This window comes from Kitasatospora sp. NPDC088134, assembly GCF_044741705.1.
Lineage (GTDB): Bacteria > Actinomycetota > Actinomycetes > Streptomycetales > Streptomycetaceae > Kitasatospora.
In genome coordinates, this window is sequence record NZ_JBIUTD010000045.1 from 18,198 (window position 1) to 35,124 (window position 16,927).

Genomic DNA, 16,927 nt, shown 5'->3' on the forward strand with positions numbered 1-16,927 from the left:
GGGGCCCGGCCGCAGACCGTTCGGCAGCCGGGCCCCCGGCTATTCGGCGGCCGGCTTCTCGCCCGGCAGGCGCAGGTCCCAGCCGACCAGGGCGCGGAGCTGTTCGGCGGTGACGCCGTCGGGGACGGGGCGCGGGGGCTCGTGCCGGATGGGGGGCTGCCAGCCGTCCTCGGGGTCCCAGGTGCGGACGGGGCGGGCCGGGGCGCCGGCCACCACGGCGAAGTCGGGGACCTCGCCGGCCACCACCGAGTTCGCGGCGACCACGACGTTGCGGCCGATCCGGGCGCCGGGCAGGATCACCGCGCCGGTGCCGATCCAGGAGCCGGCGCCGATCGAGACCGGCGCGTTGCGCGGCCACTGCTTGCCGATCGGCAGTCCGGTGTCGCGGTACTCGTGGGCCTGGTCGGTGATGTAGACGTCCGGGCCGGTCCACACGTCGTCGCCGAGCACGATCTCCTGGTGGCCGACGATGTGGCTGCCGCGCCCGATCACGCAGCCGCCGCCGATCCGGACGATCGGCTCCGGCCCGAGGTCGAGCCCGGGCAGGAAACCCGCGGAGAGGGTGACCCGCTCGCCGATGATGGAGAACGGGCCGATGGTGATCCAGCGCTCGTTGAAGACGGTGCCGAGCGGGAAGGACAGCTTGGTGCCGTCGCCGAGCTCGCCGAACCGGTACGGGCCGGGGTTGCGGTTGCTGACGGCGCCCGCCTCCTGCACCCAGCGCCAGCCGCGGTGCACCGCGCGCCCGGCCGTCCGGCGCGACCTCTCGCGGACGGACCCCAGCAGCGCACGGACGATCGACATGCGCTCACCGTAGCGGCCGGCGGGGGCCCGCGGCGGCCCCCGACCGGCAACGGGACCAAACTCACACCGGCCGGTAACTTGACCCTCCGTCCGAGGTCAGCGCCCCGCCGGGGCGGGCACGGCCGCGGGCCCGGCGCACCCGGCGGACTCGGCGCACCCCGGCGGGCTCAGCGCGGACGCGGGCTCAGCGCACCCAGCGGGCGGGCCGCTTGGCGAGGAAGGCGCGCATGCCCTCCTGGGCCTCCTCGGAGCCGAACAGCCGGGCGGACTGCGCGACCAGCTCCTCGGTGTGCCGGTCGAACGACTCCCGGACGGCGGCGTTGGCGAGCAGCTTGGACTCGGCCAGGCCCTGCGGGGAGCAGAGCCGCAGCGCGTCCAGGATCGTCTTCAGCGCGGCCCCGGCGTCGTCGGCGGCCTCGGTGACCAGGCCGATCCGGGCGGCCTCGGCGGAGTCGAAGGTCTCGCCGGTGAGGTAGTAGCGGGCGGCGGCGCGCGGGTCGAGCTTGGGGCGCAGCGGCAGCGAGATGACGGCGGGGGCGAGGCCGAGCCGGGCCTCGGTGAAGGCGAAGGTGCAGTCCGGTCCGGCGACGGCGAGGTCGCAGGCGCCGACCAGGCCGAGGCCGCCGGCCCGAACGTGGCCGTCGATCAGGGCGATCACGGGCTTGGGGCAGTCGACGATCGCGCGCTGCAGGGCGACCAGGCCGCGCGGGCCGACGGTGGGGTCGTCGCCGGTGGCCTCGGAGAGGTCGGCGCCGGCGCAGAACACCCGGCCGGTGTGGCCGAGGACGACGGCCCGGACCTCGGGGTCGGCGGCGGCGTCGGCCAGGTACCCGGTGAGTTCGGCCATCAGCCGGGTGGAGAGGGCGTTGCGGTTGTGCGGGGAGTCGAGCTCCAGGGTGGCGACGGCGTCGGCGGTGGTACGGCGGACGAGCGGCGCTTGGGCGGTCATCTGGTGGGGCCTGCCTTCCGGCTGAGGGTGGGTCGGACGGGGCGTCGTCTGCACCCTGGCACACCCCGGCCCTACTGGCCAGTACCGGATCTTCGGGGGGCCGCGCGGCCGGGAACTCCGTACACGGCCTCAACTCCCTTAAGGTCTAGACCTATTGACAGTGCCGGGACAGGCTCGCTTGAGTACTGGGCACACCGCTCGTTCCCCCACAAGGAGTGGCTGATGCCCCACACCCGTACCTCCCACCGGGCCGCCCACCGGGCCGGCTCCCGCCGCGGCAAGGTCGCCGCGCTGCTGACCGGCACGCTCGCCGCGGCCGGCCTGGCCGTCGTGGTGCCCACCACCTCGACCGCGGCGGCGGCCTGCGCGGCCCCGTACGCCGCCGCGCAGGTGTACACCGGAGGCATGTCCGCCTCCTACAACGGCCACAACTGGAACGCCAAGTGGTGGACCCAGGGCGAGACCCCGAGCACCGGCGGCTCCGGGGTCTGGGCCGACCAGGGCGCCTGCGGCGGCGGTGGCGGCAGCACCACCAGCCCGAGCCCGTCCCAGGGCACCTGCAACCACCCGACCTGGGTGGCCGGCACCCAGTACGCCACCGGCGCGATCGTGAAGTACGCCCCCAACGGCCAGTACTACATCGCCACCCACGACAACCCGGGCTACGACCCGACGGTCTCCACCTGGTACTGGAGCCCGTACACCTGCACCGGCGGGGGCGGCACCACCAGCCCGAGCCCGACCAGCACCACCCCCAACCCGGGCGGGTTCGTGGTCTCCGAGGTCCAGTTCAACCAGATGTTCCCGAACCGGAACTCCTTCTACACGTACTCCGGCCTGGTCACGGCCCTGAGCGCCTACCCGGCGTTCGCCAACACCGGCTCGGACACCGTGAAGAAGCAGGAGGCGGCGGCGTTCCTCGCCAACATCAGCCACGAGACCGGCGGCCTGGTGTACATCGTCGAGCAGAACACCGCGAACTACCCGCACTACTGCGACACCACCCAGCCCTACGGCTGCCCGGCCGGCCAGGCCGCGTACTACGGCCGCGGGCCGATCCAGCTCAGCTGGAACTTCAACTACAAGGCGGCCGGCGACGCCCTGGGCATCGACCTGCTGCACAACCCCAACCTGGTGCAGACCGACGCGGCCGTCGCCTGGAAGACCGGCATCTGGTACTGGATGACCCAGAACGGGCCGGGCACCATGACCCCGCACAACGCGATGGTCAACGGCAACGGCTTCGGCGAGACCATCCGCTCCATCAACGGCTCACTGGAGTGCAACGGCGGCAACCCCGCCCAGGTGCAGAGCCGGGTCAACGCGTACACCTCCTTCACCTCGATCCTCGGGGTGCCGACCGGCGGCAACCTGAGCTGCTGACCGGCCGGACCAGCGGCCGGGGCGGCGGTGCGGATGACGGTCCGTCACCCGCACCGCCGCCTCGGCGGGTCCACGTCCGCGTCCGCGCCCGCCCCCTGGCTCAGCGGCGCACCAGCGCCGTCATGCCCCAGCCCGCCGCCGCGAACGCCGCCGCCAGCAGCGCCCAGCCGAGCAGACCGTTGGCCAGCACCACCGAGGTCAGCAGCACCGGGCCGAGCATCATCGAGGCCGACATGCCGGTGTTGAAGACGCCCTGGTAGGCGCCGTGCGCGCCGTCCTTCGCCAGGTCGTAGCCGAGCGCCCAGGCGCCCGCCTGGCTGTACACCTCGCCGAGCGCCTGCAGCGCCACGCCCGCAGCGATCACCACCGCCGCCACCCAGGCCGGCGCGTCGGCGGCCAGCGCCACCACCAGGCAGGAGGCCGCCACCAGCAGCGCCCCGCGCCGGAACACCCGGGCCGCGGCCGCCGGTTCCTCGGTCCCCCGGGTCGCCCGCACCTGGAGCACGATCACCAGCGCGGTGTTGACCAGCATCCCGCCCGCCGCCATCCAGCGCGGCGCGTCGGTGTGCTCGACCACCCACAGCGGCAGCCCGACCTCGATCATCATGAACTGCAGGCAGACCACCGCGTTCAGGCCGGTCGCCGCCAGGTACACCCGGTCGCGCAGCGCCGGGTTGGGGCCGCTCGACGCCTGCTCGATCTGCGCGGCCGTCCGGGCCGGCACCGGGACCAGCAGCCAGTAGAGCACCGCGACCAGCCCGTACGAGGCGGCGTCGGCCAGCAGCGCCAGCGTGTACGCGCCCCGGCTGTCGGACTGCAGGACGGCGGCGGCGCCGACCGTGCCCAGCGAGATGCCGATGTTGGTGACCGAGCGCAGGTAGGCCCGGCCCCTGACCCGGGCGTCCGGGGCCAGCACCTCGGCGAACAGCGCGGCGCGGGCCGCCGAGGCGCCCCGGTCGGCGATCGCCACCAGGCAGGCCAGCACCACGAACGAGGCCAGCGAGCCGACCAGCACGTACCCGGCCGCGCACACCGCCTGCACCGCCAGCAGCGCCATCATCACCGGCTTGCACCCGTACCGGTCGGCCAGCCGCCCGGCCGGGACGCCCGCCGCGACGCCGCAGGCGCCGGCCACCGTCAGCACCGCGCCGACCGTGCCGACGCCGAAGCCGAGGATGCGGTGGAAGTACACGGCGGCGAGGGTCATGCCGAGGCCGTTGCCGACGGTGTTGACCAGGGTGATCCAGGTCAGCCGGCGCAGCACCCGGTCCTCGGGGAGCAGCCGGGCGAGCCGGCCGCGGGCAGGGGTGGGCACGGCGGCCGGAGCGGCCGCGGGTTCGGTGGCGGGTTCGGTGGCGGTCATGCCCCGATCAGACCGGGTACGGAGCGCCCGTGGTATTGATTTAGCCCCGGCCTGAATCCGGCGGGCCGACGAGGGGGAACGGGGGTGCGGAGCCATGCCGGTGCGGTTCCGGCTCGGCCTGGCCGACCTGGCGTCCGCGTACTTCGCCTGCTCGCCGATCCAGGAGACGGTGCTCTCGCTGCGGATGTGGACGCACCCGGGCCGGTACCCGCACACCGCCGCGTTCGAGGCGATGCGGCCGGCCTTCGAGGCGCTGCCGGCCGCGCCGCTGCTGCGCGCCCTGGTGGCGGGCAACAAGTACGTGCCGGACTTCCTGACGCCCCGTCCGACTGTCCCGTTCCCGGACTTCCACGCCGAGCTGGCCCGGGTCCGGAGCTTCGAACCGGCCCGGCTGGAGGCCGAGTTGGCGCAGACCTTCCTGCCGCACGACCGGGTGCTGCCGCCGCTGCTGGCCGAGCGGCTGGACCGGCCGGCCGAGCTGATCGGCGAGATCGCGGACGCCCTGGCGGCGTACTGGACCCGGGTGCTGGAGCCCTCCTGGTGGCCGCGCGCCCGCTCGGTGCTGCACGCCGACATCGTGCACCGGGCCCGGGTGCTGGCCGAACGCGGCGCGGCCGGGCTGTTCGGCGACCTCGACCACCGGCTGCGCTGGGCGGACGGCGTGCTGACGCTGGCCTGGGAGTGGGGCTACGAGCAGGAGTCCGAGGTCGAGGTGGACGGGCGCGGCATGACCTTCCTGCCGACCTGCTTCGCCCGGGGCGCCCTCACCGCGATCGGCCCCGACCTCACCCCCTCCATCACCTACCTGGCCCGCGGCCAGGCCACCCTGGCCGGCCCCGCCGACCCCCCGCCCACCCCGCGCGCCCTGGAACAGCTCCTCGGCACCCCCAAGGCCCGCCTGCTCGCCCTCCTGCACGAGCCCGTCTCCACCACCGAACTCGCCCGCCGCCTCGCCGTCACCCCGGGCGCCGTCAGCCAGCACCTCACCGTCCTGCACGCCACCCGCCTGGTCACCCGCGCCCGTCACGGCCGCCTGGTCCTCTACACCCGCACCCCGCTCGCCGACCGCCTGCTCGCCCCCTGACCGGCCGTCACCAGAAGCGGACGACCGCGCCGGACTCCGTGGACAGCCGGGCCGCCCGCAGCAGGCCCAGGCAGGTGCCGGCGGCGGACAGGTGCCGCTGCCACCCCCGCCGTTCCGCCTCGGGCAGCCGCACGGCCGCGCACACCTCGGGCCCTTCCGGGTCGAGGTCCGCGGGCAGGCCCAACGCCTCGGCCAGGACGTGCAGTTCGGCGAGCAGCCGGACCGAGGAGCCGAGGTAGTGCCCGAGCAGGTCCTCGTCGTACGGCACCGGCCCGAAGTCCACGGGGACGTAGTAGCCCTCGCAGTCCGCGTGGTGGATCAGGTGGTCGAACGGGCCCGCCGGGTCGCCGGGACCCCTGCCGTACAGGACGGCGAGCACCGGATCGCGGGCGGCGGCGTACGGGTCGGTCGGCGGCTCGGGCAGTCGGCCGGACGCCGCCACGTACGCGGCGACCCGGCGCAGCGCGTGCAGGCCCCGGTAGCCCCACATCGGGATCGGGGTGCGGGTCAGGCCGGGCGGCTCCGACCAGGCCGGTGCGCCGGCCCGGGCCAGCACCGCGTTGATCATGGCGCACTCGTCGGCCACCCACTCGGCCGCCTCCGGGTCGCCGGCCTCCGGCAGTCCCACCACCACGTCGAGTCCCATGGCCGCGATGCTGCCACCGACGGCCGACAACCGGGCCGCCCGACGGGAGGTCGGACGGGAGAGGTCAGCAGAAGGCGAGGACGGCGCCCGTGCGGACCGAGTGCTCGGCGGCCTTCGTCAGTTGCAGGCAGACGAAGGACTCGGTGCCGTAGCGCTGCCAGCCCGCGGGGTCGGCCACCAGCTCGTCCAGGACCGCGGTGATTTCCTCGCTGTCCGGGTCGAGGCCCTCGGGCAGGCCCAACGCCTCGGCGAGGACGCGGAGTTCGGCGAGCAGGCGGACGGAGGAACCGAGGCAGCCACCGGCGAGCTCCTCGTCGACCAGGACGGGGTCGAAGTCGACGGGGACGTAGTAGCCCTCGCAGTCGGAGTGGTGGATCAGGTGGTCGAACGGGCCCGCCGGGTCGTCGGGGAGGTCGTGGTAGGCGGCGGCGAGCACCGGGTCCTCGGTGGCGCGTTCGCCCTCGGCCAGCGGTGCGGGCAGCGGACGGCCGGCGGCCAGGTGGGCGGCGAGGCGGCGCAGCGTGTGCAGGCCGGAGTAGCCCCAGATCCGGTCGCCGAACCGGTCGCCCGTCGTCGGCTCCCGCCAGTCCCGCGCTCCCGGCACGCCCTCGCGCGCCAGGACGGCGCCGATCGTGTCGCACTCGGCCCGGAACCAGCCGGCCGTCTCCTCGTCGGCGCCGATCAAGGCGCCCACCACCACGTCGAGTCCCATGCCGGAGATCCTGCCAGTGCGTGCCGACAGCCGGCCGAGCGCACCGCCTCATGATCGTCAACTCCCTTGCGGTATAGACCTGTTGACGAAGTGGTCCAGTCCACCTAACCTCCTGTTGCCGGCTCCAGGCACCCCTGTACGGAATCCCCCACACCAGACAGGGAGTACCGATGCACGTCCGCTCCAGGCCACGGCTCAGGGCCCGCCTGCTGACCCTGCTCGCCGCCCTCGCACTGCCGATCGCCCTGCTCGCCGCCACCCCGGCGCACGCCGCCGCCAAGCTGACCGCCACCTTCACCAGCGACAACTACGGCTCCTGGTGGAAGGGCACCTTCATCGTCAAGAACCCGAACGCGACCGCCGTCACGGGGTGGACGCTGGAGTTCGACCTGCCGTCCGGGGTCACCATGACCGGGACGTACAACGGCACGTCGACCACCACGGGCAGCCACGTCACCGCCACCAACGCGTACTACAACGCGACGGTGCCGGCGAACGGCTCGACCGAGCCGTACAGCTTCTGGTTCATCGGCAACGGCCCGATCGCCGCCCCGCTCAACTGCCGCGTCAACGGCGACAAGTGCGACGGCACCCCGGACGTCCCGCCGACCGCGCCGGGCGCCCCGGCCCTGGTCGACGCGACCGCGCACAGCCTCTCGCTGAGCTGGGGCGCCGCGGCCAAGGGCGACTTCCCGGTCGCCTCGTACGACGTGCTGAACGGCTCGGTGGTGCTCGGCTCGGCCACCGGCACCTCCACCACCCTGACCGGCCTGACCCCGGCCACCACCTACACCCTGACCGTCCGGGCCAAGGACACCCGCGGCAACACCGGCCCGGTCAGTGCCGCGCTGAGCGCCGCCACCGTCGACCCGGCCACCGACACCGTGCCGCCGACCGCGCCCGGCAACCTGCGCTCCACCGCCGTCACCTCGACCAGCGTCGCACTGGCCTGGAACGCCGCCACCGACAACAAGCGGGTCGCCGCGTACGACGTCTACCAGGGCGCCGTCCTGGTGCAGACCGTCACCGGCACCACCGCCACTGTCGGGCAGCTCTCCCCCGCCACCCCGTACACCTTCACCGTGCTGGCCCGGGACGCGGCGGACAACAGCTCGCCCGCCTCCAACCCGCTGACCGTCACCACCGGCGACCTGGCCGGGCCCGGGAAGTACTCCCGGGTCGGCTACTTCGTGCAGTGGGGCATCTACGGCCGCCAGTACTTCGTCAAGAACCTCGACACCTCGGGCAGCGCCGCCAAGCTCGACGTGATCAACTACGCCTTCGAGAACATCGACCCGGTCAACCTGACCTGCCTGGCGGGCGTCACCAAGGGCACCACCGCCAACCCGCAGGACCCCGACCAGGGCACCGGCGCCGGTGACGCCGACGCCGACTACGCCCGCCCGATGAGCGCCGCCCAGTCCGTGGACGGCGTCGCCGACGACGGCTGGTCCCCGCTGCGCGGCAACCTCAACCAGCTGAAGAAGCTCAAGGCGAAGTACCCGAACCTCAAGGTCGTGGTCTCACTGGGCGGTTGGACCTACTCCAAGTACTTCTCGGACGCGGCCGCCACCGACGCCTCCCGCAAGAAGCTGGTCTCCTCCTGCCTCGACATCTGGATCAAGGGCAACCTGCCCGCCTACAACGGCGCGGGCGGCCCCGGCACCGCCGCGGGCATCTTCGACGGCATCGACCTCGACTGGGAGTGGCCCGGCTCCCCCGACGGCCACGCCGGCAACCACTGGTCCGCGAACGACAAGGCCAACCTGACCCTGCTGCTGGCCGAGTTCCGCCGCCAGCTCGACGCCCTCGGCGGCCCGCACAAGCTGCTCACCGCCTTCACCCCCGCCGACCTCGCCAAGATCGGCCAGGGCTGGGACCTGTCGAAGATCTTCCAGTCCCTCGACATCGCCAACGTCCAGGGCTACGACTTCCACGGCTCCGGCAGCGACAACTCCTGGGAGCCGAACCGCACCGGCCACCAGGCCAACCTGCACGCCGACCCGGCCGACCCGTACCCGTTCCACTTCTCGATCGAGAACGCCGTCCAGACCTACCTCGACGCCGGGGTCAACCCGCGCAAGCTCACCATCGGCTTCCCGTTCTACGGCCGCGGCTGGCAGTCCGTCACCGACGGCGGCGCGTACGGCGCCTGGCAGTCGGCGAACGGCGCCGCCCCCGGCCAGTTCGCCGAGGAGGCCGGCACCCGCGGCTACCAGAACCTGATCACCTCGGTCCCCAACCTCACCGTCCACCACGACCCGGCGTCGGTCTCGACCTACGGCTACACCGGCAACGGCGGCCAGTGGTGGAGCTTCGACGACCCCTGGTCGATCGGCCAGAAGACCGCCTGGCTGAAGTCCAGGAACCTCCTCGGCGCCATGATCTGGGAAATGTCCGGCGACACCCCCTCCGGCACCCTCATGACCGCCCTGGACACCGGCCTCAAGTAACCGGCAGCCCCCCACGGCAAGGTCCGCCCGGCGAGGGAACCCCCTCCCCGGGCGGACCTGTCCCGAAGAAGCGTCAGCGCCCCGCGATCGAAGCCAGCTTCCGCGCCGCCCGGTGGTCCCGCATCAGCTGCGCGAAGGTGGTGTGCCCCTGGGTGGTCCGGGCGAACGCCCGCCACGCGGGCGTGATCAGCGAGACCGCCGCGTGGAACAGCTCCGGCCGCTTCTCGAACGAGGCCAGCATGATCTTGCCGGCCCGCATCTCCACGCCCAGCCCGGCCTTGATCGCGAACGCGTAGTTGAGCGCCTGCCGCCGCACGTCCGCCGCCCCGGTCGCCTCCGCGACCTGCACCGCCCACTCGCCGGCCAGCCGGCCCGAGCGCAGCGCGTACGAGATGCCCTCGCGGGTCCACGGCTCCAACAGTCCGGCCGCGTCGCCCGCGACCAGCACCCGGCCGCGGGACAGCGGCGAGTCCTCGGCCCGGCAGCGCGTCAGGTGCCCGGACTCCACCAGCGGTTCGAAGCCGGACAGGCCGAGCCGCCGGACGTAGTCCGCCAGGTACTGTTTGGTCTGCTCGCCCTCGCCGCGGGCCGAGATCACGCCGACGGTCAGCGTCCCGGAGTCGGTCTTCGGGAACACCCAGCCGTAACTGCCGGGCAGCGGGCCCCAGTCGAGGTGGATGCGGCCCGCCCAGGCGCGCGACACCGCGTCGGGGACCGGGATCTCCGCCTCCAGGCCGAGGTCGATCTGGTCGAAGCTGACGCCGACGTGCCGGCCGATCCGGCTGGCCGAGCCGTCCGCGCCGACCACCGCCCGGGCCTCGACCCGGCCGCCGCCCGCGAGGGTCACGAAGACGGTGCGGCTGTCGCCGCCCCGCTGCTCGACGCCGGTCGCGGTGACGCCGGTGACCAGCACCGCCCCGGCCTGCTCGGCTGCCTGCACCAGGCGCAGGTCGAACTCGTCCCGGTTGACCACGCCGAACAGCATCCGCTTCGAGCGCCGGGTCCGGGTCCACTTGCCGTTCAGGGCGAAGGTGACGGCCGAGATCCGGTCCTGCAGCGGGAGTTTGAAGTCTGCGGGCAGGGTGTCCCGGGACGGGCCGATGATGCCGCCGCCGCAGGTCTTGTACCGGGGGTGCTCGGCCTTGTCGAGCAGCAGCACCCGGCGGCCCTGCCCGGCCGCGGCGTACGCGGCCGAGGAGCCGGCCGGGCCCGCGCCGACCACCACCACGTCCCAGACGCCGGCGAGCAGCGCGGCCCGCTCGGCGTCCTGCGGGTCGGTACTCGCGTCCTGCGCCGACGCCTCGTCACCGGCGTCGTCGGCGGGGGCCGCGACCGGCTCGACGGGGTCCAGGTCCTGGGTGCTACCGGTGTCAGTCACGGTCGCCCATCCTAATCTGCCCGCCCCCGCCCCGGGCCAGTACCCGCCGACTCCGCCGTCCGGCCGCCGCCCACCGACGGTGACCGTCCCACCGCAGGTCAGGGGCTTGCCAACCACCCGTCCCACCCGTTTCAGTAGGCACATGCCGCACATCGCGCTCCCCACCGACCACCCGGGCATCCGGGGCCTGCTCGACGTCAAGCCCGCCTCCGGGCTGGCGCTGAGCCACCTCGCCGAACAACTCCTGCGCGGCGACTCCCCGTTGTCCGTCGGCGAACGCGAACTCATCGCCGCGTACGTCTCCGCCCGCAACAGCACCCGCTACTGCGCGGGCGCGCACGGCGCCACCGCCGCGCACCGCCTCGGCGGCGACTTCGCCCTGGTCGAGGCCGTCCAGACCGACCTCGACACCGCCCCCGTCTCCGACCTGATGCGCGCCCTGCTCCGGCTGGCCGGCAAGGTCGCCGAGAGCGGACTGTCCGTCACCCCGGAGGACGTCGCCGCCGCCCGGGCCGCCGGCGCCGACGACGAGACCATCCACGACACCGTCCTGATCGCCGCCGCCTTCTGCATGTACAACCGCTACGTCGACGGCCTCGGCGCGATCACCCCGAACGACCCGGCCGTCTACCGCATGATCGGCTCCCACCTGGCCGAACACGGCTACCTCGGCTGAGACCGGCCCTTGCGGCGGCCGACCGCACCCAGGACGGCCGCCGCGACGGCGAGACCGGCGCCCGCGCCGAAGCACGCCTCGTCGACGAAGCCGCGCTCGCCCCGGCGGACGCGTGCGGCCGCGCCGAGCAGCGCCGCCCCGGTCAGCACCGCGCCGGTGCGGCGGTCGGCGCCCCGCCACGGGCCCGCGTGGCGGGCCAGCGCGGCCAGGCCGAGCAGCGAAGTCCCGTACTGGAGCGCGGTGGTGAGCGGAACGCCGCGCACCTCGCGCTCCAGCACCGGCAGCAGCCGGGACCCGGCCCGGCCGTGGTGGGTGAAGGAGTCCCAGACCAGGTGGGTGCCCGCGCCGACGGCCACCGCCCCGGCCGCGCAGGCGAGTTCGCGCCCCGTCGGCCGCCCCGCCGGCCCGACGGCCACCCACGCCCCGGGCACCGCCCGCCCCAGCGGCCCCCGCCACACCCCGTACCACCCGGCCACCAGCCCGGCCCCGACCACCACGTCCACCGTCGGCGCGGCCCACCACCGGTGCGTCAACCCCCCGTACCGGTACACCCCCCGGACGAGCGACTCCGCGAAGAACGGCACATCCGGCGCCATCGCCCCGGCCACCAACCCGGCCGCGACCAACGCCCCCTCCCGCCGGGCCCTCCGCACCCCCGGCAGCACAGCAGCAACATGACTGAGCGTGAACGGCATCCCCCCATCCTGCCACCCCACCCCTCGCGATCCGCACCGGCCGCCGCAGGCACCTCGCACCTCCACACCCCGGCACCGCAGGTAGCGCTCCGCACTCGTCCCGCGGCCGCCGCAGGCACCTCGCACCTCCACACCCCAGCACCGCAGGCCCCACCGGGCCAACGCCTCCCCGGCCACCGCAGGCAGGCCGCCGCCCCTCCCCACCCGCGCCGGCCGCCGCAGGCATTCGCGCCGCAGGCAGCGCTCCGCACCCGTCCCACAGCCGGCCGCAGGCCCTCTCACCTCGCCGACGCCGCCCCCGTCGCCGCCGGGAGGCCGCCCTCCAGGTAGCGGAGTTCGCCGGTCGCACGGGCCTCCAGGGCGGCGGCGAGGCGGCGGGCCCGGGCCGGGGGCAGCAGGCTCGCGGCCTCCCGGGCGGTGGCGAAGTGCCAGTCGCGCAGTTCCCCGGCGGGCAGCCGCAGTCGGAGCACCTCGGAGGGGCCGAGCCGCCCGCCGTCGTAGACCAGTCGCAGGCCGCCGCGGCCGCGCCCCGCCCCGGACTCCCAGTCGACGGCTAGCAGCCGGAGCGCGTCGGGGTGCAGCCGCAGGCCGAGCTCCTCGGCGACCTCGCGGACGGCGGCCGCGGTCGGCGACTCGCCGGACTCGACGACGCCGCCGGGGAACTCCCAGTGCGGCTTGTAGGCGGGGTCGACCAGCAGCACCCGGTCCCGGTCGTCGAAGAGCAGGACGGCGGCGGCCACCGTGTCGCCGTCCCCGCCCTCGGTGCGGACGATCGGACAGCGGGCGGCGCCGCCCCGGACGAGTTCGGCGATCCGTTCGGCGGTGTGCCGGGGGGTGAGGACGCCGTTGTCGACCATCCGGGCGTCGCCGGCCAGCCACCCGCGGGCGGTGAGGTAGGCGGGCAGCGCCTCGCGGGCGCGCTGCCGGCGGCGCAGGGTGCCCTCGGGGTCGCCGGGGATGTCCTCGCGGGTGGCGATCCGGGCCCGCAGGATGGTCTCCACGGGGTCGAGGACGATGTGGTGGACGGGGATGCCGCGTCCGGCCAGCGAGCCGAAGATCTCGTCCCGGTGGTCCTGCTGGAGCAGCGTCTCGGGGATGATCACCGCGCCGTCGATCTCGCCGGCCAGCGCGGCGGCGGTCTCGGCCACCAGCCGCCGCCAGGCGGGGAGTTCGCGCAGGTCGGGCAGGTCGAGCCGGTCCGGGGGCAGGGTGGCGCGGAGGACCGGACCGAGGGTGTCCGGGTCGAACAGCAGGCTTCCGGGCAGCAGCCCGACCAACTCCCGGCACGTGCTCGCCTTGCCCGCTCCGCGTGCCCCATTGACCCAGACGATCACAGCGTCCCCTGCCACTCGGCCGAGGCCCGGCGCGGTGCAGGCACCGGGCAACGCGGGGCACCGGCCCCCGCGCCACCCCCAGTGGTACCCACTCCCCGGCCTCCTGAAAGGGCGGACCGCCCGGGTCGCCCCCGACCCGTCCGGGCCCGCCCGCACCTGCCCGGGGCCCGCCCGGGTCCGCTCAGTTCTGCTCGTCCAGCAGCCGCTTCTTGAGCACCTTGCCCATCGCGTTCCGCGGCAGGTCGTCGACCAGCACCACCCGCCGGGGCCGCTTGTGCCCGGACAGCCGCTGCGCCACGAAGTCGATCAGCTGACGGTCCGTCACCGCGCCGTCCCGGGCGACCACGTAGGCGACCACGACCTGCCCGAGGTCGGCGTCGGGGGCGCCGACCACGGCGGCGTCGGCGACGCCGGGGTGGTCGCGCAGCGCGGCCTCGACCTCGCCGGCGCCGATCCGGTAGCCGCCGCTCTTGATCAGGTCGACGGAGGCGCGGCCGACGATCCGGTGGAAGCCGTCGGGCCCGATCACGGCGACGTCGCCGGTGCGGAACCAGCCGTCCGCCGTCCAGGAGGCCGCGGTCGCCTCGGGGCGGCCGAGGTAGCCGTCGAACAGCGTCGGGCCCCGGAGCTGGAGTTCGCCGACGCTCTCGCCGTCGGCGGGCACCGGCCGCCCGTCCTCGCCGGCCAGCCGGGTGCGCACCCCGGGCAGCGGGACGCCGACCGCGCCGGGGCGGCGCTCGCCGTCGGCCCGGGTGGCGACGGTGATCAGCGTCTCGGTCATGCCGTAGCGCTCGGCGGGGGCCTGCCCGGTGAGCGCGCGCAGCTGCTCGAAGACCGGGACGGGCAGCGGGGCGCTGCCGGACACCAGCAGCCGGGCGGCGGCGAGTTCGCGGGCGGCGGCCGGGTCGGCGGCGATCCGCGACCAGACGGTGGGGACGCCGAAGTACAGGCTGCCGCGGGCGGCGGCGTAGCCGGCGGGGGTGGGGCGGCCGGTGTGGACCAGGCGGCTGCCGGTGCGCAGCGCGCCGAGCACGCCGAGCACCAGGCCGTGCACGTGGAACAGCGGCAGGCCGTGCACCAGGGTGTCCTCGGCGTCCCAGCGCCAGGCCTCGGCGAGGCCGTCGAGTCCGGCGGCGACGGCCCGGTGCGGGATCAGCGCGCCCTTGGGGGCGCCGGTGGTGCCGGAGGTGTAGAGCACGAACGCCGTCCGGTCGCCGTCCTCGGCGGCGGGCCGCCAGCCGCCGCCGGGGCGGTCCGCCAGGTCGACCGGCAGGGCGGTCAACCCCTCGGTGTCGTCGGGGAGTCCGGTGCCGGCGAGCAGGGTCGCGCCGCTGTCACGGAGGATGTGGGCGCGTTCGACCGGCCCGGAGTCGGGCGGCAGCGGCACCACCGGCACCCCGGCGAGCAGGCCGCCGACCACGGCGGCGACGGTCTCGGCGGTGGGGCGGGCCAGCACCGCGAGTCCGGGCGCGCCCGCCGCGCGTTCGGCCACCGCCCCGGCGGCGCCGCGCAGTTGCTCCCAGGACAGGGCCCGGCCGTCCACCACGAGCGCGTCCGCGCGGTCCCCGTACCCACCGTCAAGTGCTGTCAGCAGTCCCATGCCGACCGACTCTAGCCATTCCGGGCGGGCGCGCGGGGTGGCGGTGTTCGGCCACCGGCCCGCCAAGGCCCTTGCCGAGCAGGGACGTTACCGAACCGCTCCATTTCCTTTACCGAATCCGGTGGCCGGTCGGGACCATGCCGACCACCCGTCTCGGACTATGGAACAGCTCCGTCGTGGCCGATGGGATAGGGGTTCCCCGGCCTGTCGGGCCGGGTGAACCGTCTCTTCGAGGAGTCTTCTTGGGCACGTTCCCCGCCACCGCGGGTCCCCGACGCTCCACCCTGCTGCGGGCCGCTGCGCTGCTCGCCGTCGGGGCCACCGCCCTGACCGGCGCGTCGGCGACCGCCCAGACCGCCGGCGTCCGCCTGCCGTCCGTCTTCAAGCTGCGCCCGGCCTCGGCCGGCCACATCGACGCCGTCGGCCGGGTGGCGCCGATATCGACCTCGGACTGCGTGGCGCAGATCGGCATCCACTGCTACTCGCCGCTGCAGTACCGCGCCGCGTACAACCTGAACCCGCTGTACCAGCAGGGCATCACCGGCAAGGGCCGGACCATCGTGATCGTGGACTCCTTCGGCTCGCCGACCATCCAGCACGACCTGGAGGTGTTCGACCAGCAGTGGGGCATCCCGAACACCCAGGTCGAGGTGGTCAAGTGGGGCAACGTCCCGCCGTTCGACCCGACCAACGCGGACCACACCGGCTGGGCCGGCGAGTCCACCCTGGACGTGGAGTACGCGCACGCGATCGCCCCCGACGCGCACATCGTGCTGATCGAGACCGGCGTCGCGGAGACCGAGGGCGTCACCGGCCTGCCGGAGATGATGGACGCCGAGAAGGCGTACCTGCAGCACCACGACGCGGACGTGATCTCGCAGAGCTTCGGCGCCACCGAGAACACCTTCCCGGGCTTCGAGCAGGGCAACTTCAAGTCCATCCAGGACCTGCGGTACGCCTTCAAGTTCGCGGCCGCGAAGAACGTCACCGTGCTCGCCTCCTCCGGCGACAACGGCGCGACCGACGCGAAGGAGAACGGCAGCGACCTGTACCCGTACAAGGTCAACTCCTGGCCGTCCTCGGACCCGCTGGTGACCTCGGTCGGCGGCACCCAGCTGACCCTGGACAACAACGGCAACCGCACCGCCCCGGACAAGGTCTGGCACGACGACTACGGCGCGGCCGGCGGCGGCGTCTCCGGCGTCTTCGAGCGCCCGTGGTACCAGGTCGGCGTGGCGAAGGTGACCGGCGACCACCGCGGCACCCCGGACATCTCGATGAGCGCGGCCGTGGACGGCGCCGCCTGGACCTACGAGTCCTACGACCCGACCCGGGTCGGCTGGCACCTCACCGGCGGCACCAGCGAGGCCGGCCCGATCTTCTCCGGCGTGGTCGCGCTGGCCGCCCAGACGGCCGGCCACCGCCTCGGCCAGATCAACCCGCGCCTGTACGCGCTGGGCGCGCTGCCCTCGCAGTGGAGCGGCATCGTCGACGTCACCGCCGGCGACAACTCCTGGGACACCGTCACCGGCTACCAGGCCACCAAGGGCTACGACCTGGCCTCCGGCCTCGGCACCATCGACGCCGCGCGCTTCGTGCACGCCGTCGCGGGCCGCTGACGCACCGGCAGGACAACAGCGAGAAGGCGCGGCCCCCGGGGAGTTCCCCGGGGGCCGCGCCCCTGTGCGCCCGTTGACGGAGCGTCAGCCCTTGCGGGCCTTCACCTCGCCCGTGAGCTGCGGCAGGACGTTGAAGAGGTCGCCGATGACGCCGTAGTCGACGAGTTCGAAGATGGGGGCTTCGGGGTCCTTGTTGACGGCGACGATGGTCTTGCTGGTCTGCATGCCGGC

General features: G+C 74.5%; 14 protein-coding genes and 1 pseudogene. 5 read left to right on the plus strand and 10 right to left on the minus strand.

The annotated features are described in order from the left end of the window. Nucleotides 1-39 precede the first annotated feature (39 nt). Both ACIOHG_RS36885 and ACIOHG_RS36890 read right to left on the minus strand, forming a co-directional pair. The gene (locus ACIOHG_RS36885; RefSeq protein WP_400957859.1) at nt 40-804 is read right to left on the minus strand and encodes an acyltransferase; all 765 of its coding nucleotides are present in this window, start codon (nt 802-804) and stop codon (nt 40-42) included. Between the two features lie 184 nt (nt 805-988). Next, nucleotides 989-1,753 carry an enoyl-CoA hydratase family protein gene (locus tag ACIOHG_RS36890; protein ID WP_400957862.1) on the minus strand — a complete coding sequence of 255 codons (765 nt, stop codon included), beginning with the start codon at nt 1,751-1,753 and terminating at the stop codon, nt 989-991. 222 nt (nt 1,754-1,975) lie between these two features. Here ACIOHG_RS36890 and ACIOHG_RS36895 point away from each other — a divergent pair, with 222 nt between their 5' ends. Beyond that, entirely contained in the window at nt 1,976-3,136 is a 1,161-nt protein-coding gene (locus ACIOHG_RS36895; protein WP_400957864.1) for a glycoside hydrolase family 19 protein, read from the plus strand. Nucleotides 3,137-3,236: 100 nt separating this feature from the next. Here ACIOHG_RS36895 and ACIOHG_RS36900 read toward each other — a convergent pair whose 3' ends face one another. Further along, nucleotides 3,237-4,499: an MFS transporter gene (locus ACIOHG_RS36900; RefSeq protein WP_400957866.1), complete on the minus strand. Its 1,263-nt coding sequence runs from the start codon at nt 4,497-4,499 to the stop codon at nt 3,237-3,239. Between the two features lie 94 nt (nt 4,500-4,593). Here ACIOHG_RS36900 and ACIOHG_RS36905 point away from each other — a divergent pair, with 94 nt between their 5' ends. After that, nucleotides 4,594-5,583 (plus strand): ArsR/SmtB family transcription factor, encoded by a 990-nt coding sequence (locus ACIOHG_RS36905; RefSeq protein WP_400957868.1) that lies wholly within the window; start codon nt 4,594-4,596, stop codon nt 5,581-5,583. A gap of 7 nt (nt 5,584-5,590) precedes the next feature. Here ACIOHG_RS36905 and ACIOHG_RS36910 read toward each other — a convergent pair whose 3' ends face one another. Further along, nucleotides 5,591-6,229, minus strand: coding sequence for a hypothetical protein (locus ACIOHG_RS36910; RefSeq protein WP_400957870.1), 639 nt, complete (start codon nt 6,227-6,229; stop codon nt 5,591-5,593). A 64-nt stretch (nt 6,230-6,293) separates the two neighbouring features. After that, nucleotides 6,294-6,941, minus strand: coding sequence for a hypothetical protein (locus ACIOHG_RS36915; RefSeq protein ID WP_400957872.1), 648 nt, complete (start codon nt 6,939-6,941; stop codon nt 6,294-6,296). Nucleotides 6,942-7,111: 170 nt separating this feature from the next. On the opposite strand from ACIOHG_RS36915, the gene ACIOHG_RS36920 reads away from it, so the two are divergent. Further along, on the plus strand, nt 7,112-9,394 hold the full coding sequence (locus ACIOHG_RS36920; protein ID WP_400957874.1) for a glycosyl hydrolase family 18 protein: 2,283 nt from the start codon (nt 7,112-7,114) through the stop codon (nt 9,392-9,394). A 73-nt stretch (nt 9,395-9,467) separates the two neighbouring features. Here the strand turns inward: ACIOHG_RS36920 and ACIOHG_RS36925 are convergent, their stop codons facing one another. Further along, on the minus strand, nt 9,468-10,772 hold the full coding sequence (locus tag ACIOHG_RS36925; RefSeq protein WP_400957876.1) for a geranylgeranyl reductase family protein: 1,305 nt from the start codon (nt 10,770-10,772) through the stop codon (nt 9,468-9,470). Between the two features lie 142 nt (nt 10,773-10,914). Between ACIOHG_RS36925 and ACIOHG_RS36930 the strand changes: the two genes are divergently transcribed. Further along, nucleotides 10,915-11,448 (plus strand): carboxymuconolactone decarboxylase family protein, encoded by a 534-nt coding sequence (locus tag ACIOHG_RS36930; RefSeq protein ID WP_400957878.1) that lies wholly within the window; start codon nt 10,915-10,917, stop codon nt 11,446-11,448. On the opposite strand, the gene ACIOHG_RS36935 is transcribed toward ACIOHG_RS36930, so the two are convergent. From ACIOHG_RS36935 to ACIOHG_RS36945, 3 genes are all read right to left on the minus strand, one after another. Next, the gene (locus ACIOHG_RS36935; protein WP_400957880.1) at nt 11,436-12,143 is read right to left on the minus strand and encodes a DUF4184 family protein; all 708 of its coding nucleotides are present in this window, start codon (nt 12,141-12,143) and stop codon (nt 11,436-11,438) included. The genes ACIOHG_RS36930 and ACIOHG_RS36935 overlap by 13 nt on opposite strands. 278 nt (nt 12,144-12,421) lie before the next feature. Then, nucleotides 12,422-13,477 carry an NUDIX domain-containing protein gene (locus ACIOHG_RS36940; RefSeq protein ID WP_400957882.1) on the minus strand — a complete coding sequence of 352 codons (1,056 nt, stop codon included), beginning with the start codon at nt 13,475-13,477 and terminating at the stop codon, nt 12,422-12,424. Nucleotides 13,478-13,658: 181 nt separating this feature from the next. Beyond that, nucleotides 13,659-15,077, minus strand: a complete 1,419-nt coding sequence (locus ACIOHG_RS36945; RefSeq protein WP_400957884.1) for an acyl-CoA synthetase — start codon at nt 15,075-15,077, stop codon at nt 13,659-13,661. 242 nt (nt 15,078-15,319) lie between these two features. Here ACIOHG_RS36945 and ACIOHG_RS36950 point away from each other — a divergent pair, with 242 nt between their 5' ends. After that, nucleotides 15,320-16,696 carry a S8 family serine peptidase gene (locus ACIOHG_RS36950; RefSeq protein ID WP_400957886.1) on the plus strand — a complete coding sequence of 459 codons (1,377 nt, stop codon included), beginning with the start codon at nt 15,320-15,322 and terminating at the stop codon, nt 16,694-16,696. An 84-nt stretch (nt 16,697-16,780) separates the two neighbouring features. Here ACIOHG_RS36950 and ACIOHG_RS36955 read toward each other — a convergent pair. After that, nucleotides 16,781-16,927, minus strand: a pseudogene (locus ACIOHG_RS36955) (electron transfer flavoprotein subunit alpha/FixB family protein); the annotation flags it as partial.

What these genes read in the sequence shown, in the direction of transcription:
- ACIOHG_RS36885 (WP_400957859.1), bottom strand. Translation starts at nt 804, where the DNA reads ATGTCGATCGTCCGTGCGCTGCTGGGGTCCGTCCGCGAGAGGTCGCGC.
- ACIOHG_RS36890 (WP_400957862.1), bottom strand. Translation starts at nt 1,753, where the DNA reads ATGACCGCCCAAGCGCCGCTCGTCCGCCGTACCACCGCCGACGCCGTC.
- ACIOHG_RS36895 (WP_400957864.1), top strand. Translation starts at nt 1,976, where the DNA reads ATGCCCCACACCCGTACCTCCCACCGGGCCGCCCACCGGGCCGGCTCC.
- ACIOHG_RS36900 (WP_400957866.1), bottom strand. Translation starts at nt 4,499, where the DNA reads ATGACCGCCACCGAACCCGCCACCGAACCCGCGGCCGCTCCGGCCGCC.
- ACIOHG_RS36905 (WP_400957868.1), top strand. Translation starts at nt 4,594, where the DNA reads ATGCCGGTGCGGTTCCGGCTCGGCCTGGCCGACCTGGCGTCCGCGTAC.
- ACIOHG_RS36910 (WP_400957870.1), bottom strand. Translation starts at nt 6,229, where the DNA reads ATGGGACTCGACGTGGTGGTGGGACTGCCGGAGGCCGGCGACCCGGAG.
- ACIOHG_RS36915 (WP_400957872.1), bottom strand. Translation starts at nt 6,941, where the DNA reads ATGGGACTCGACGTGGTGGTGGGCGCCTTGATCGGCGCCGACGAGGAG.
- ACIOHG_RS36920 (WP_400957874.1), top strand. Translation starts at nt 7,112, where the DNA reads ATGCACGTCCGCTCCAGGCCACGGCTCAGGGCCCGCCTGCTGACCCTG.
- ACIOHG_RS36930 (WP_400957878.1), top strand. Translation starts at nt 10,915, where the DNA reads ATGCCGCACATCGCGCTCCCCACCGACCACCCGGGCATCCGGGGCCTG.
- ACIOHG_RS36935 (WP_400957880.1), bottom strand. Translation starts at nt 12,143, where the DNA reads ATGCCGTTCACGCTCAGTCATGTTGCTGCTGTGCTGCCGGGGGTGCGG.
- ACIOHG_RS36945 (WP_400957884.1), bottom strand. Translation starts at nt 15,077, where the DNA reads ATGGGACTGCTGACAGCACTTGACGGTGGGTACGGGGACCGCGCGGAC.